A 15,746-nucleotide genomic window follows, 5' to 3' on the forward strand; every position below is an offset into this window, starting at 1 on the left:
GCCGCAGGCTGCGATGGGTTGCGCAGCGACCCCGCTTTTGAATAAAAGCGAAGGTCCTGCGGCCCTTATCGCAGCCTGCGGCAGCGGCTACAGAAGGTCTGTCACTTAGTTATCGTAGCCGAGGTTAGGCGCCAGCCAGCGTTCGGTCACGTTGAGGTCCTGACCTTTACGCGCGGTGTAGCTGTCGATCTGGTCCTTGTCGACCTTGCCGACGGCAAAATACTGCGCTTGCGGGTGCGCGAAGTACCAGCCGCTCACCGCTGCTGCCGGGAACATTGCATAGTGCTCGGTCAGGAACACGCCGCTCTGGCCTGCACGCATTTCTTGTGCTTCAGGGTCCAGCAAGGCAAACAACGTCGCTTTTTCAGTGTGGTCCGGGCACGCCGGGTAGCCAGGAGCAGGGCGGATGCCGCTGTACTGCTCTTTGATCAATGCCTCGTTGTCCAGGTGCTCATCCTTGGCATAACCCCAGTAGTTTGTCCGCACTTGTTGGTGCAGCCACTCGGCGCAAGCCTCGGCCAAACGGTCGGCGAGGGCCTTGACCATGATTGAGTTGTAGTCGTCGCCAGCATCCTGGTAGGCCTTGGCCACTTCTTCGGCGCCTATCCCCGCGGTGGTGATAAAGCCGCCCACGTAGTCGGTCACGCCGCTGTCTTTTGGCGCGACAAAGTCGGCCAGCGAGAAGTTTGGTTTGCCATCGGTCTTGATGATTTGTTGGCGCAGGTGATGCAGCTTGGCCAAAGGTTTGCCGTCGTCACCGTAGAGCTCCAGATCGTCATCGTTAACCTGGTTGGCAGGCCAGAAACCAAAGACCGCCCGCGCACTGATCAGCTTTTCATCAATCAGTTTTTTCAGCATCTCTTGCGCGTCGGCGTACAACGCTCTTGCCGCTTCGCCGACCACTTCGTCGTCAAGGATGCGCGGGAACTTGCCGGCCAGATCCCAAGAAATAAAGAACGGCGTCCAGTCGATGTACTCTGCCAGTACTTTGAGGTCGATATTGTCCAGCACCTTGGCGCCCGTGAACGTCGGTTTCACCGGCTGGTAGGTGGCCCAGTCGAACTGCGGCTTCTTGGCAATCGATGCGGCATAGCTCAAGCGTTCAGTGCGGGCGCTGCGGTTTGCCGTACGTTCGCGCACCTCAACGTATTCTTCGCGGGTTTTCTCGACAAAACCGGCCTTGAGTTCCTTGGACAGCAGTTGGGTAGCCACGCCCACGGCCCGTGAGGCGTCGGTGACGTAAACCACGGCATCATTTTGATACTTGGGTTCGATCTTGACCGCAGTGTGCGCCTTGGAGGTCGTGGCGCCGCCGATCATCAGCGGCAGATGGAAGTCCTGGCGCTGCATTTCACGGGCCACGTGCACCATTTCATCCAGCGATGGGGTAATCAAGCCGGACAAGCCGATGATGTCGCATTTCTGTTCTTTGGCCACTTGCAGGATTTTTTCCGCAGGCACCATAACGCCCAGGTCAACGATGTCGTAGCCGTTACAACCCAGCACCACACCCACGATGTTCTTGCCGATGTCATGCACATCGCCTTTCACCGTGGCCATGAGGATCTTGCCCTTGGCTTCTGGCTTGTCGCCTTTTTCCAGTTCGATAAACGGAATCAGGTGGGCCACCGCCTGTTTCATCACGCGGGCGGACTTCACCACCTGTGGGAGGAACATTTTGCCCGCGCCAAACAGGTCGCCGACGATGTTCATGCCCGACATCAGCGGGCCCTCAATCACTTCAATCGGGCGGCTGAACGACAAGCGCGACTCTTCGGTGTCTTCGACGATGTGGGTGGTGATGCCCTTGACCAGTGCGTGCTCCAGACGCTTGTTGACGTCCCAGCTGCGCCATTCCTCGGTCTCGGCCTCTTTGACGCTGCCATCGCCCTTGTACTTGTCGGCAATCGCCAACAGGTTGTCCGTGGCATCCGGGGTGCGGTTGAGCACCACGTCTTCAACGGCATCGCGCAGTTCAACCGGGATCTGGTCGTAGATTTCCAGCTGCCCGGCGTTAACGATACCCATGGTCAGGCCGCTGCGAATGGCGTACAGCAGGAACACCGAGTGAATCGCCTCACGCACCGGGTTGTTGCCGCGGAACGAGAACGACACGTTGGACACACCGCCCGAAGTCAGGGCATACGGCAGTTCATCGCGGATGTAGGCGCAGGCGTTGATGAAGTCCACCGCATAGTTGTTGTGCTCTTCAATACCGGTGGCCACGGCGAAGATGTTCGGGTCGAAGATGATGTCTTGCGGCGGGAAACCGACTTCATTGACCAGAATGTCGTAGGAGCGTTTGCAGATCTCTTTTTTGCGTGCTTCGGTGTCAGCCTGGCCCGCTTCGTCAAATGCCATCACCACCACGGCAGCGCCGTAGCGCTTGCACAGTTTGGCGTGGTGGATGAACTGCTCGACGCCTTCTTTCATGCTGATCGAGTTGACGATGCCTTTGCCCTGAATGCACTTGAGGCCCGCTTCAATCACGTCCCACTTGGAGGAGTCGATCATGATCGGCACGCGGGAGATATCCGGTTCGCCGGCAATCAGGTTGAGGAAGGTGATCATCGCCTTCTTCGAATCCAGCATGCCTTCGTCCATGTTGATGTCGATGATCTGCGCACCGGCTTCAACTTGTTGCAGGGCCACTTCGAGGGCTTCGGTGTAGTTGTCTTCACGGATCAGGCGGGCAAAGCGCGCAGAACCGGTGATGTTGGTACGTTCGCCGACGTTGACGAACAACGAACTGCGATCAATGGTGAACGGCTCAAGGCCTGACAGGCGGCAAGCCTTCGGGATGTCCGGGATCTGGCGCGGCGCGTAACCGGCCACAGCATTGGCGATGGCCTGGATGTGGCCCGGCGTGGTACCGCAGCAGCCGCCGACAATGTTCAAAAAGCCGCTTTGCGCGAACTCTTCAATCACCTTGGCGGTTTGTGCAGGCAGTTCATCGTACTCGCCGAACTCGTTTGGCAAACCCGCGTTGGGGTGAGCCGAGACGTGGGTGTCGGCCTTGTTCGACAACTCTTCGAGGTACGGGCGCAGTTCGCTGGCGCCCAGTGCGCAGTTCAAACCCACCGAAATCGGCTTGGCATGGCTCACAGAGTTCCAGAACGCTTCGGTGGTCTGGCCCGACAGCGTGCGACCGGAGGCGTCGGTGATGGTGCCGGAGATCATGATCGGCAACTCAAAGCCCAGCTCTTCGAACACGCCTTGCACGGCGAAGATCGCGGCCTTGGCATTCAAGGTATCGAAAATGGTTTCGATCAGGATCAGGTCGGCACCGCCTTCGATCAGGCCCTTGGTGGCCTCGGTGTAGTTTTCCACCAGTTCATCAAAGGTGACGTTGCGATAGCCGGGGTTGTTGACGTCTGGCGATAGCGAGCAGGTGCGGCTGGTCGGGCCGAGCACGCCCGCAACGAAACGCGGTTTGTCCGGGGTTTCGAGGGTCTTGGCGTCGGCCACCTTGCGCGCAAGCCGGGCACCTTCTACGTTTAGTTCGTAGGCGAGGGCCTGCATGCCGTAGTCGGCTTGGGAAACCTGAGTGGCGTTAAAGGTGTTGGTTTCGAGAATGTCGGCACCGGCATCCAGGTAGGCTTTTTCAATCGAGCCAATGACATCCGGGCGAGTGATGACCAAAAGGTCGTTGTTGCCTTTGACGTCGCTCGGCCAATCGGCAAAACGCGTGCCACGATAGTCGTGTTCCTCAAGGCGGTAGCTTTGGATCATAGTACCCATGCCGCCATCGAGAATCAGAATGCGCTCTTTGAGGGCTTGCTGAAGTGCTTGGATACGAGCGCTGCGGTCAGACATAGGACTACCTGTTAGAGCCATGCAAAAGATGGCAAATCATAACAAACCTGCGCCTAATTTGAGCGCCGGAAGATTTGCATGAATTCAGCTCATGTTGAAAGACGTGTAGCACGGGTAGAATCGCGACATTTCAATATCAGGACAATGGCACATGTTTTTTCGCCTACTCACCGGCGCCGTGACGCTGGTGGTGTGTAGTACAGCGCTGGGACAAGCCCCGCTGGCGAGTCCGGCTATATCCTACACACGGGACATACAGCCGATCCTTACCGAAAAATGCGTTGCCTGCCATGCGTGCAACGACGCAGCCTGCCAGCTCAACTTGGGCAGTGCCGAGGGCGCAACCCGTGGCGCCAGTAAAGTACCTGTCTATAAAGGTGACCGCACGACACCGGTTGCACCCACGCGGATTTTCTACGATGCCAGCGGCCCGGATGAGTGGCGCCGCAAAGGTTTTTACTCGGTGCTCGATGCGCAAGGCGCGCAAGCGGCCTTGATGGAGCGGATGCTTGAGCTGGGCCATAACACCCCGCTGACGCCCAATGCCAAGTTGCCAGAAGAAATCGTCCTTGGGCTGAACCGAGATAACTCATGCCCCGCGCCGGGCGAGTTCGATGCCTACGCCCAAAAACACCCTAAAGAAGGCATGCCCCTGGCCGTCACCGGCCTCACCGACAAGCAATACCAAACCGTGCAGACCTGGCTCAAGCAAGGCGCACCGGTTGACCAGCACGCTATCAAGCCAAGCGCAGGTGAAGCGGCGCAGATTGCCGAATGGGAAGCGCTGCTCAATCGTCCGGGCTCAACAGAGGCGTTGGTCGGGCGCTGGCTGTTCGAACACTTGTTCCTCGCCCATACGTATTTTGACAACGGCGTGCCAGGGCATTTCTTCCAGTGGGTGCGTTCGCGCACGCCGAGCGGCCAACCGATTGACCTGATCGCCACCCGCCGTCCAAATGATGATCCGGGCACCACGTTCTATTACCGGTTAATGCCGGTACAAGGCGTGATCGTGCACAAAACCCACATCACTTACCCGATGGGCAAGCAAAAACTTGAGCGGGTCAAGCAGCTGTTTTATAGCGGCGACTGGCATGCCACTTCGCTGCCGGGTTACGGGCCGCGCAGCCGCGCCAACCCGTTTGAAACCTTTGAAGCGATCCCGGCCGTGGCGCGTTATCAGTTCATGCTCGATAACGCCGAGTATTTTGTACGCACCTTTATTCGCGGGCCGGTGTGCCGCGGGCAAATTGCCACGGACGTGATCCGGGACAACTTCTGGGCGCTGTTCCAGGAACCTGCCCATGACCGCTATATCACGGATGCCGCTTATCGTGGCGAAGCAACGCCGTTGTTGGCGATGCCGGGGCAGAACGATGACGTCGGCAGTGTCCTCTCGCTGTGGCACAGCTTCCGTGACAAGCGCAATGAATACGTAAAGCTGCGTCAAGATGCATACGCCGACATGCCGCCTCCCAGCTGGGCAACCCTGTGGGCGGGCAATGACAATGCGTTGCTGACGATCTTCCGTCACTTTGACAGCGCCAGTGTCACCAAGGGCTTGATCGGTGAAGTGCCGCAGACACTGTGGTTGTTCGACTTCCCGTTGCTCGAGCGCACCTACTATCAATTGGCGGTCAATTTCGATGTGTTCGGCAACGTTTCGCACCAGGCGCAGACGCGTTTGTACTTTGACTTGATCCGTAACGGCGCTGAGGCCAACTTTTTGCGCCTGATGCCGGCAGACTCGCGCGCCAGCATCCTCAGTGACTGGTACCAGAACAGCGGCAAGATCAAGATGTGGCTGGATTACGAAAAAATCGACACCAGCACGCCTACCGGGATGGTCCTCGACCCGGTTGACCCCAAACGTGACTTTGCCCTCAAATTGATTGATCGCGCCGGCACGTTGAATGCCAACCCGGATCCGATCAACCGTTGCACCGGCGCTTATTGCTCGCGACCTGATATTGCACAGGAGTTCCAGTTCGCCGAGCAATCACTCAGCCGTCTGACTGCGCGTCCGGCAGCGGGGCTGGCGGTCATCAATCAATTGCCAGAAGCGACCATGCTGCGCATTGAAGGCAACAACGGTGACCGCGAGATGTACAGCATGTTGCGCAACCGTGCCCACAGCAACGTGGCCTTTATGCTCGGCGAGGCCTACCGCCTGCAACCCGGGCTGGACACGTTAACTATTTTTCCGGGCGTGCTCAGCAGTTACCCGAACTTCATGTTCAACATTCCGGCCGCTGATGTTGAGGCGTTTGTCGAAGCGATGGAGCAATCCAAAGATCAGAAAAGCTTCGAGGCTATCGTCGAGCGGTGGGGCGTTCGCCGCAGCAACCCTCAGTTTTGGCAGTACTTCCATGATATTGGTGAGTACATCAATGAGACCGATCCGGTTGAAGCGGGTGTTTTGGACATGAATCGCTACGAAAACCTGTAATGCGGCCGGTAATAATTTAACAAGAGAGGGCAGATTGCCTGACAAAAACACTAGGACTTTGTCAGGCGCGCCGATTGGCGTAAACTGCCCCCCATGTCTGCGAGGAGATTCCATGAGCGCCATAACGATTACCGACGCCGCCCACGATTACCTGGCTGATCTGCTGTCCAAGCAGAACACCCCGGGTATCGGCATCCGCGTCTTTATCACCCAGCCGGGCACCCAGTACGCCGAAACCTGCATAGCCTACTGCAAGCCCAATGAAGTGAAGCCTGAAGATACTGCCATTGGCCTTAAGAGTTTCACGGCCTGGATCGATTCGTTCAGCGAAGCGTTCCTCGAAGATGCGGTGGTGGATTACGCCACAGACCGCATGGGTGGCCAACTGACCATCAAGGCGCCGAACGCCAAAGTACCAATGGTTAGCGCTGATAGCCCGATCAACGAGCGTATCAACTACTACCTGCAAACCGAGATCAATCCCGGTTTGGCGAGCCACGGTGGTCAGGTCAGCCTGATCGAAGTGGTTGAAGACGGAATTGCCGTGCTCAAGTTCGGCGGTGGCTGCCAGGGCTGCGGCCAGGCAGACGTAACCCTGCGCGAAGGCATTGAGCGCACCTTGCTTGAGCGTGTGCCCGAACTCAAGGGTGTACGTGACGTGACCGACCACTCGCAGAAAGAAAACGCCTACTACTGAGTGATCAGTAACAGGGTGTTCGCTGCGACGTGAATAAAAAAAACGGTGCCCCGTGAGCACCGTTTTTTTATGCCTTGTATTTGTAGGAGCGAGCTTGCCTCGCGATCTTTCAAGATCAAAAGATCGCGAGTTCAAGCTCGCTCCTATAGAACAAAATTTATCTTGTTGATTTAAAAGATAAATTACTGGCGACTTATCGGTATGTTCTCTGCGCGACAGCGCGGCGTCGAAGACGGGGCGGCCCCTCTTATCAAACATAAAATAAGCGATTGATTTTAAAGGCTTTGAAGGAGCGAGCTTGCTCGCGATCTTTTGATCTTGATCTTAAAGGCCCCATTAAACCACGCTGGCCGAACGCAGGTTTTGCGCAGTGGGTAACCCGGCAGGACGCCGGGTTAGCCGCGACACGGCCAGGGATGGCCGATCGCGGCGGGCCCACGGAGCAAGGCCTGTGGTGAGGGCATGCCGAGCCAAAGCGAGGCACCGAGGGGTAGGGGCAAAAGCGTTTTGGTTACTTTGCCGCTTTTGCAAAGTGACGCGGCGTAAGGCCGGAACCCTAAGTGGCCGTTGCCGCAGTAACGGATATGTACTCAAGTCAAGAGCCCCCTCACCCTAGCCCTCTCCCGAAGGAGAGGGAACCGATTGGGGGATGCTGAAGATACTCGCTGTCCTGTTTGCTGCGCGACAGCGCGGCGTCGAAGACGGGGCGGCAGCTCCTACAGTTGTGTGGCGCTTACAAAACCCGTAGCAGTTGTCGAGCTTGGCGAGGCTACGTCCGGGGGGCGTAGTTAACCCTCAAGGTCGATACAAATGCGCATGCCCGGCCCGGTACAGCGAGGACTCGGCAAAACTGTCACTGGCCAGTACCCTGCCGACCAAAATCAACGCAGTGCGCCTGAATCCCTTGGCCTGTACTTTGGCCTGAATGTCTTCAAGGGTGCCTTGTACCCAATCCTGGTCCGGCCAACTGGCGCGGTGAATCACTGCTATCGGGCAGTCGCTGCCGTAATGCGGTTGCAGTTCGCGAACGATGCTTTCAAGGTTTTTAACCCCCAAGTGAATCGCCATGGTCGCGCCGTGCTGCGCCAGGCTGGCGAGTTCTTCTCCAGGCGGCATTACGGTTTTTTCCGCGTAACGGGTCAGAATCACGGTTTGCGAGATGTCTGGCAGCGTCAGCTCAGCGCCTAGAATGGCCGCGCACGCTGCGGTAGCAGTCACGCCCGGAATGATTTCAAAGGCGATGCCCAACTCACGCAGGCAGCGAATTTGTTCGCCAATGGCGCCATACAGGCTCGGATCACCCGAGTGCACACGGGCCACGTCCTGACCTTTGGCGTCGGCGCCTTTAATCAGCTCGATGATTTGCTCAAGGTGCAGTTCAGCGCTGTTGATAATCTGCTCGGCGCGATTACCGTCCAGTACGGCCGTGGGCACCAGTGAGCCGGCATAAATAATCACCGGGCAGGTACGGATCAAACGCTGGCCTTTGACGGTAATCAGCTCTGGGTCGCCGGGCCCGGCACCGATGAAGTAAACAGTCATGGCAGTCTCTGAAAAGGTCGAATTAGAGCCGCTCGTGAAGAACGCTCATAGTGAGGCGGGGGATTATCGCGTTATTTGCCCTGTGCAGGCCAATGCAAAGGTTGCCACTGAGGACGCCTGGCGTGTCACAAGCAGTGTTGCGCCTGCGCCACCCAGCTGTTCGGCCAGTGCCAACGCGGCACTTTCGGCTACACCCCAGCACCCGGTTTGTTCGAAAATAACCTTGGAGCGCTGGCTGAGCTGTGGGGCATAGGGGGCAAGCTGATCGGCGCTGAACACATTAAAAGGCAGGTTCAGCCGCCTGCAGAGTTCGATAAGACCCGGTTCTTCTCGCTTGAGGTCGATGCTGGCAATGCCCTGAACAGCGCTTAATGTGAGCCCGGTCTTGTCGAGAGATTGCTCAACCAATGCCAATAAATCCTCGCAAGTGCACCCCTGGCGGCATCCCAGGCCAATAATCGCGCAAGCGGTGTGTGTGGCAGGCGGCATCACTGTTCCAGAGCCAAAACGAGGTGCGCAGTGTTGTTGAGGTGCGTTTAGCCTGTCAACTTTGCGTCTGGACCAACATGCTCTTTACCTTGACGCGTAACTGATCAATAGAGAAGGGCTTGCCAATGACGGCCATACCCTCAGGCACAGTGAGGGTCTCGGCGTAGCCGCTGGCAAACAGAATCGGCAGTTGCTGGTACAGTTCACGGGCTTTGCAAGCCAGTGCATGGCCGTCCATGCCGGGTAGCCCGACATCGGTCATCATCAAGTCAATGCGCTGGCCTTTGTCTTCAAGAAACGCCATTGCGCACTCGCTGCCATCGGCTTCAAGCACGTTGAACTCCAACTCTTCAAGCACGTCAACGATCAGCATACGAACAATGGCGTCGTCTTCGACTACAAGAATGGTGGAGGGCGTTGCGGACATATTCATGATCTCGATAAAAATTTAAATCCAGGACCCTTCACACTGGCATCTGGCCGGTAAGAATAGCCTTGAGCACCAGCAAAGTACGGTTTTTTGTAAGAAAAATCCTACTAAGGTGCAAGAAAGCTGAACTATTTCGCGGTATTCCTTCAAACTCTCACTAATTTTTACGTCCACAGGCCAGACAAATGAACTCACCTGCATCCATTGACGAGCAAAGTTTTCGCAAACTGTTGAGTCGTAACGTTGGTTTGCCTTTGGCAGTCGGTGTGATGAGTGCAGTGCTGTTCGTGGTGATGATCAGCTATTTGCTGTCAGTCCTTAAATGGGTCGAGCACAGCGATCGTGTCATCAGCAACACTAATGAAGCGATCAGGCTGACAGTTGATCTGGAAACCGGCATGCGCGGGTTTCTGATTACCGGCGATGAGCATTTTCTTGACCCTTACGCGGTGGCCAAACCGCAAGTACTTGCGCAGATCCAGGGGTTGCAAGAACTGGTCAGTGATAACCCCCAGCAAGTTGATCGTCTCAAGCGCATCGCGGCGCTGCAGAACGAATGGGCCTCTTATGCCCAGTCCATGGTCGATTTGCGCCGTCAGAGTGGCGATTATCGTGCAGCGGTGCAGTCTGGCAGGGGCAAAAGCCTGACTGACCAGATCCGTCAGGAATATGACGATTTCATCCAGCTGGAGCAACAGTTGAGGGTGGCTCGCAATAACGAAGCCAGTACGACTACCTTCGTCTGCGTCGGGCTTTATTTGCTGTTCGTGTTGGGCCTGAGCGGCTTTTTGGCATATGTCGGCCGAAGAGATTTACTCAATCTTTCAGAGAGTTACCAAAACAACTTCGAGTTGCAGGTTAAGGCTGCTGAGCGTCTTGAACGACAAGCCTGGCTGCGTAACGGGCAGACCGAACTGGCCGAGCAGGTGCTTGGCCGCCTCACGCTGAACATGCTGGGCCGCAATATCCTGCAGTTCTGCGCGCAGTACCTGGGCACGGTCGTTGCCGCAGTGTATGTGCGTGAAGATCACGGCGGCTTGCGCCGCATCGCCAGCTATGGATTCTCTCGTGAGCAAGAAGCGCGCAACGAGGTGATTCACAATGACGAAGGGATTGTCGGGCAAGCCGCGTTCCAGGATCAGTTGATCCGTCTGGACGATGTGCCGTCGGACTACTGCTTCAAAGTCAGCTCCGGGCTGGGCGAGGGTGCGCCTCGCAGTGTGCTGGTGGTGCCGACCAGCGACGATGATCGGGTTAACGGGGTGATTGAGCTGGGCTTTCTTCGCCCGCTGGATGACCGTGACATTGAACTGTTCGATTTGATCGCAGACAACATCGGCACCTCGATTGAGGCCGCGCGTTACCGTCAGCGCCTGCAAGAAGTGCTGGCTGAGACCCAGCAGCTCAATGAAGAACTGCAGGTGCAGCAAGAAGAGCTCAAGACCGCCAACGAAGAGCTGGAAGAGCAGTCGCGCATTCTTAAAGAGTCGCAGACCAGCCTTGAGGCACAGCAAGCAGAGCTCGAACAGACCAACGAAGCCCTGGCAGAACAGCGTGATGCCATGGACCGCAAGAATACCGAGCTGAATCAGGCTCAGGAGCAACTCGAAGAGCGTGCCGATGAGTTGATGCGATCGAGCAAGTACAAGTCGGAATTCCTCGCCAACATGTCCCACGAGCTGCGCACACCGCTTAACAGCTCGTTGATTCTGGCCAAACTGTTGTCCGAAAACCCGCAGCAGAACCTCACGGGTGAGCAAGTCAAATTTGCCGAGTCGATCTACTCGGCAGGCAACGATTTGCTCAATCTGATCAACGATATTCTGGATATATCCAAGGTCGAAGCCGGCAAGCTCGAGGTGCGCCCCGAAAACACCAGCGTGGCGCGGATGCTCGATGGCATACGCGGCGTGTTCCAGCCGCTGGCCAGCGACAAGTCGCTGGAGTTAAGTGTCAACTTGCAGCCCGGCACCCCCGCGTTGATTTACACAGACAGCCAGCGTCTGGAGCAAATTCTCAAGAACCTGCTGTCCAACGCGGTCAAGTTCACTGAAAAAGGCCAGGTCAGCCTGACGGTGTCGCGTCATTCGGGCAATACCATTGCATTTGCTGTCGAAGACTCCGGCATCGGCATTGCGGCCGAGCAGCAAGAGAGCATTTTCGAAGCGTTCCGTCAGGCAGATGGCACCACTAACCGCCGATATGGTGGCACCGGCCTCGGCTTGTCGATCTCGCGTGATCTGGCAACCTTGCTTGGCGGCTCTATCAGTGTCAGCAGCGAGCCGGGGCAGGGCAGCGTCTTCACCTTGATCATGCCCGTACAGTTCGTCGAAGACGCCGAACTGCCCGTAGAGGCTCCCGTCAATGCCCCGCGCGTGCCACAGACATTGCCTGCCAAGGCGTTGTCGATACAGGCGCCGGATGTGCCGCTGAATATCCCGCGCTTCATGGACGATCGCGAACAAGCACCATTCAGTACGCGCTGCATTCTGGTGATTGAAGATGAGCCTAACTTTGCGCACATCCTCTACGATCTGGCCCACGAACTGGGCTATCGCTGCCTGGTCGCCCACGGTGCTGACGAAGGCTTCAGCCTGGCGGCGCAGTTTATTCCCGACGCCATTCTGCTCGACATGCGCTTGCCCGATCACTCCGGGCTGACCGTATTGCAGCGCTTGAAAGCCCTGGCCGCCACCCGGCACATCCCGGTGCACGTGATCTCTGTCGAAGACCGGGTCGAAGCCGCGATGCACATGGGCGCCGTTGGCTACGCGGTCAAACCGACCACCCGCGAGGAACTCAAGGATGTCTTCGCCCGCCTTGAAGCCAAGCTCACGCAGAAGGTCAAACGGATATTGCTGGTCGAAGACGATGACCTGCAACGCGACAGTATTTCCCGCCTGATCGGCGACGATGACATTGAAATCACCGCTGTTGGCTTTGCTCAAGAGGCGCTAGATTTGCTGCGCAGTAACATCTACGACTGCATGATCATCGACCTCAAGCTTCCGGACATGCTGGGCAACGACCTGCTCAAGCGCATGTCTACCGAAGACATTTGCTCGTTCCCGCCCGTCATTGTCTACACCGGGCGCAACCTGACCCGCGATGAAGAGGTCGAACTGCGCAAATACTCACGTTCGATCATCATCAAGGGCGCTCGTTCGCCAGAGCGTTTGCTGGACGAAGTGACATTATTTCTGCACAAAGTTGAATCTCAGTTGTCCCATGAGCGTCAAACGATGCTCAAAACGGCACGCAGCCGCGACAAAGTGTTCGAAGGGCGCAAGATCTTGCTGGTTGACGACGACGTGCGAAACATTTTCGCCCTCACCAGCGCGCTGGAGCACAAGGGCGCAATCGTCGTCATCGGCCGAAATGGCCGCGAGGCGATCGAGCGTTTGAATGAGGTCGAAGACATCGATCTGGTGCTGATGGACGTGATGATGCCGGAGATGGATGGCTATGAGGCCACCATTGAAATTCGCAAGAACCCGCGCTGGCGCAAGCTGCCGATCATTGCAGTCACGGCCAAGGCGATGAAGGACGATCAGGAACGCTGCCTGCAAGCGGGTTCCAACGATTACCTGGCTAAACCGATTGATCTGGATCGACTGTTTTCGTTGATCCGGGTCTGGCTACCGAAAATGGAACGACTCTAAGTGCTACGAAACACCGACATCGAGATACGGCTGCTGATTGAGGCGATCTACCTCAAGTACAGCTATGACTTTCGAGATTACTCCGGCGCATCGATCAAGCGCCGGGTGCTGCATGCAGTACGCCAGTTTGACTGCAAGACCATCTCGGCCTTGCAGGAGCGGGTGCTGCATGACCCGGCAGTGTTCATGCAGTTGCTGCAACTGCTGACGATTCCGGTGAGTGAGATGTTTCGTGACCCTGAGCACTTCCTGGCCATTCGCCAGGAAGTGGTGCCGATTCTCAAGACTTATCCGTCACTGAAAATCTGGATCGCGGGGTGCAGTACCGGCGAAGAGGTGTACTCGATGGCGATCTTGCTGCGCGAGGAAGGGCTGCTCGATCGCACCATCATCTATGCCACTGACATCAACCCGCGCTCGCTTGAAAAAGCCAAGCAAGGGATCTTTTCGCTGGAAAACGTTCGTGCCTACACCCACAACTACCAAAAGGCCGGGGGGCAGCGCTCATTTGCCGATTACTACACGGCGGCTTATGACTACGCGATTTTCGACAAGAGCCTGCGTGAAAACGTGACCTTTGCTGATCACAGTCTGGCGACAGACAGTGTATTCTCAGAAACTAATTTAATTTCGTGTCGTAACGTACTGATTTATTTCAATAAAAATCTCCAAAACAGAGCGTTTGGTTTGTTCGCGGAGTCGCTCTGTCATCGGGGCTTTTTGATGCTGGGTAGCAAAGAAACCCTGGATTTTTCTGATTACAGCAAACAATTTTCGCCTTTGCTCAAGCAAGAACGGATCTATCGAAAGCTATGACAGTCCAAGACATCGCAATCGCCGGACTGCGCCCTGTTCAGGCCATTGTTGTTGGGGCTTCTGCAGGGGGCGTTGAGGCGTTGCTGGCGATTTTTGCTGATTTGAAGCCCGGTTTCCGGCTACCGATCATCGTTGTCCTGCACATGCCCGACGAGCGACGCAGCCAGTTGGCCTCTGTGTTTGACCGACGTTTGGATATACCGGTCAAGGAAGTAGAGGATAAAGAGCCGATTACGCCGGGCACGTTGTATTTCGCGGCACCGGGTTATCACGTGTCGGTGGAGTACGATCACAGTTTTTCATTGAGTCGAGAAGAGCGGGTGCATTATTCACGCCCCTCGATTGATTACCTTTTTGAATCCGCAGCCGATGTGTACCAAGACACCCTGGCTGCGATATTACTCACGGGCGCCAATCAGGATGGTGCGCAGGGACTGTACACGGTCAAACAACTGGGCGGCCTGACGGTCATTCAGGACCCTGAAGAAGCCTGGGTACCCACCATGCCGCTTGCGGCGCTGGAGCGTTGCCAACCGGACCGCATCCTGAGTTTGAAGGGTATTGCCCGTTTGCTTGTTGAGCTGGAACGAATCGAATGCCACTAAGTGATATTCAAGCCAAGCTGCTGATCGTCGACGATTTGCCAGAGAATCTGTTGGCGCTGGAAGCCTTGATCAAACGCGATGACCGAATCGTCTATAAAGCCTTGTCTGCGGACGAGGCGCTTTCGTTGTTGCTGCAACATGAGTTTGCAATGGCGATTCTGGACGTGCAGATGCCGGGCATGAACGGCTTTGAATTGGCCGAGATGATGCGCGGCACCGACCGCACCAAAAATATTCCGATAGTCTTCGTCAGTGCCGCCGGCCGGGAGATGAACTACGCGTTCAAAGGGTATGAGAGCGGGGCGGTCGACTTCTTGCATAAGCCTTTGGACATTCACGCGGTTAAAAGCAAGGTCAACGTATTTGTCGACCTGTACCGGCAGAGTAAAGCCGTGCAACGACAGGTCGAAGCGCTGGAGCGAAGCCGCCGCGAGCAAGAAGTGCTGCTTGCGCAGTTACAACAGACACAGGTTGAACTGGAGCATGCGGTGCGCATGCGGGACGACTTTATGTCGATTGTCTCGCATGAGGTCCGCACGCCGCTGAACGGGCTGATCCTCGAAACCCAACTGCGCAAGATGCACCTGGCGCGGGACAACACGGCGGCGTTCACCAAAGACAAGCTGGAGGCCATGGTTGACCGCGACGAGCGACAGATCCAAAGCCTGATCCGGCTGATTGAAGACATGCTGGATGTGTCACGCATTCGCACCGGCAAGCTGTCAATCAGGCCGTCGGAATTCGATCTTTCGCAGCTGGTTGCCAATTTGCTTGAGGTATTTTCGCCCCAGATCAGTGCAGCGCAAGCAAGCATCAGCGTCAGTGCGGCGCAGCCGGTGGTGGGGCAGTGGGATGAATTCAGAATCGAGCAGGTGATTTCCAACTTGCTCACCAACGCCCTGCGTTATGGTGCACAGAAGCCAATTGATGTGGCGGTGTACAGCGAAGAGGGGTATGCCGTGGTGCAAGTACGTGATCAGGGTATTGGCATTAGCCAGGAGAATCAGCAGCGGATTTTCCAGCAGTTTGAACGGGTATCGGGCAGCCATGTTGTTTCGGGCCTGGGGTTGGGTTTATTTATTTCGGAACAGATTGTCGCGGCCCATAGTGGCAAAATAGAAGTACATAGCGAGTTAGGAGAGGGGGCTTTGTTCAAAGTCTGCCTGCCGCTGGTACAAAAGACATAAATTGGCCGCAACCTATGGCCATGGCTGCGGTCGTAATGGCAGCAACGTTCGGA

At 56.4% G+C, this 15,746-nt stretch carries 10 protein-coding genes; 6 read left to right on the top strand and 4 right to left on the bottom strand.

The features are described 5' to 3' along the window. Nucleotides 1–105: 105 nt before the first annotated feature. Nucleotides 106–3,816: a methionine synthase gene (metH, locus tag QMX84_RS03310; RefSeq protein ID WP_048373372.1), complete on the bottom strand. Its 3,711-nt coding sequence runs from the start codon at nt 3,814–3,816 to the stop codon at nt 106–108. Nucleotides 3,817–3,967: 151 nt separating this feature from the next. Between metH and QMX84_RS03315 the strand changes: the two genes are divergently transcribed. Both QMX84_RS03315 and nfuA read left to right on the top strand, forming a co-directional pair. Next, nucleotides 3,968–6,265 (top strand): fatty acid cis/trans isomerase, encoded by a 2,298-nt coding sequence (locus tag QMX84_RS03315; protein WP_282363141.1) that lies wholly within the window; start codon nt 3,968–3,970, stop codon nt 6,263–6,265. A gap of 112 nt (nt 6,266–6,377) precedes the next feature. Next, nucleotides 6,378–6,962 carry a Fe-S biogenesis protein NfuA gene (gene nfuA, locus QMX84_RS03320; protein WP_282363142.1) on the top strand — a complete coding sequence of 195 codons (585 nt, stop codon included), beginning with the start codon at nt 6,378–6,380 and terminating at the stop codon, nt 6,960–6,962. A gap of 795 nt (nt 6,963–7,757) precedes the next feature. Here the strand turns inward: nfuA and cobM are convergent. The 3 genes from cobM to QMX84_RS03335 all read right to left on the bottom strand — a co-directional run bounded on the left by cobM (nt 7,758) and on the right by QMX84_RS03335 (nt 9,420). Beyond that, complete coding sequence (gene cobM, locus QMX84_RS03325; protein WP_262124672.1) at nt 7,758–8,504, bottom strand: precorrin-4 C(11)-methyltransferase; 747 nt, start codon at nt 8,502–8,504, stop codon at nt 7,758–7,760. A 63-nt stretch (nt 8,505–8,567) separates the two neighbouring features. Further along, nucleotides 8,568–8,993, bottom strand: coding sequence for a cobalamin biosynthesis protein (locus QMX84_RS03330; RefSeq protein WP_282363143.1), 426 nt, complete (start codon nt 8,991–8,993; stop codon nt 8,568–8,570). Nucleotides 8,994–9,048: 55 nt separating this feature from the next. After that, the gene (locus QMX84_RS03335) at nt 9,049–9,420 is read right to left on the bottom strand and encodes a response regulator (protein WP_048389857.1); all 372 of its coding nucleotides are present in this window, start codon (nt 9,418–9,420) and stop codon (nt 9,049–9,051) included. Between the two features lie 188 nt (nt 9,421–9,608). On the opposite strand from QMX84_RS03335, the gene QMX84_RS03340 reads away from it, so the two are divergent. From QMX84_RS03340 to QMX84_RS03355, 4 genes are read left to right on the top strand one after another with little or no spacing between them, the layout of a single operon-like run. Then, entirely contained in the window at nt 9,609–13,085 is a 3,477-nt protein-coding gene (locus QMX84_RS03340) for a response regulator (RefSeq protein ID WP_282363144.1), read from the top strand. After that, nucleotides 13,086–13,901, top strand: coding sequence for a protein-glutamate O-methyltransferase CheR (locus QMX84_RS03345; protein ID WP_048389860.1), 816 nt, complete (start codon nt 13,086–13,088; stop codon nt 13,899–13,901). It abuts the gene before it with no gap. Further along, nucleotides 13,898–14,506 carry a chemotaxis protein CheB gene (locus tag QMX84_RS03350; RefSeq protein WP_282363145.1) on the top strand — a complete coding sequence of 203 codons (609 nt, stop codon included), beginning with the start codon at nt 13,898–13,900 and terminating at the stop codon, nt 14,504–14,506. The genes QMX84_RS03345 and QMX84_RS03350 overlap by 4 nt, the downstream gene beginning before the upstream one ends. After that, on the top strand, nt 14,497–15,693 hold the full coding sequence (locus QMX84_RS03355) for a hybrid sensor histidine kinase/response regulator (RefSeq protein WP_123749307.1): 1,197 nt from the start codon (nt 14,497–14,499) through the stop codon (nt 15,691–15,693). Before QMX84_RS03350 ends, QMX84_RS03355 begins: the two co-directional genes overlap by 10 nt. Nucleotides 15,694–15,746: the final 53 nt, after the last annotated feature.

This window comes from Pseudomonas sp. PS01297 (assembly GCF_029959305.1).
Lineage (GTDB): Bacteria > Pseudomonadota > Gammaproteobacteria > Pseudomonadales > Pseudomonadaceae > Aquipseudomonas > Aquipseudomonas helleri.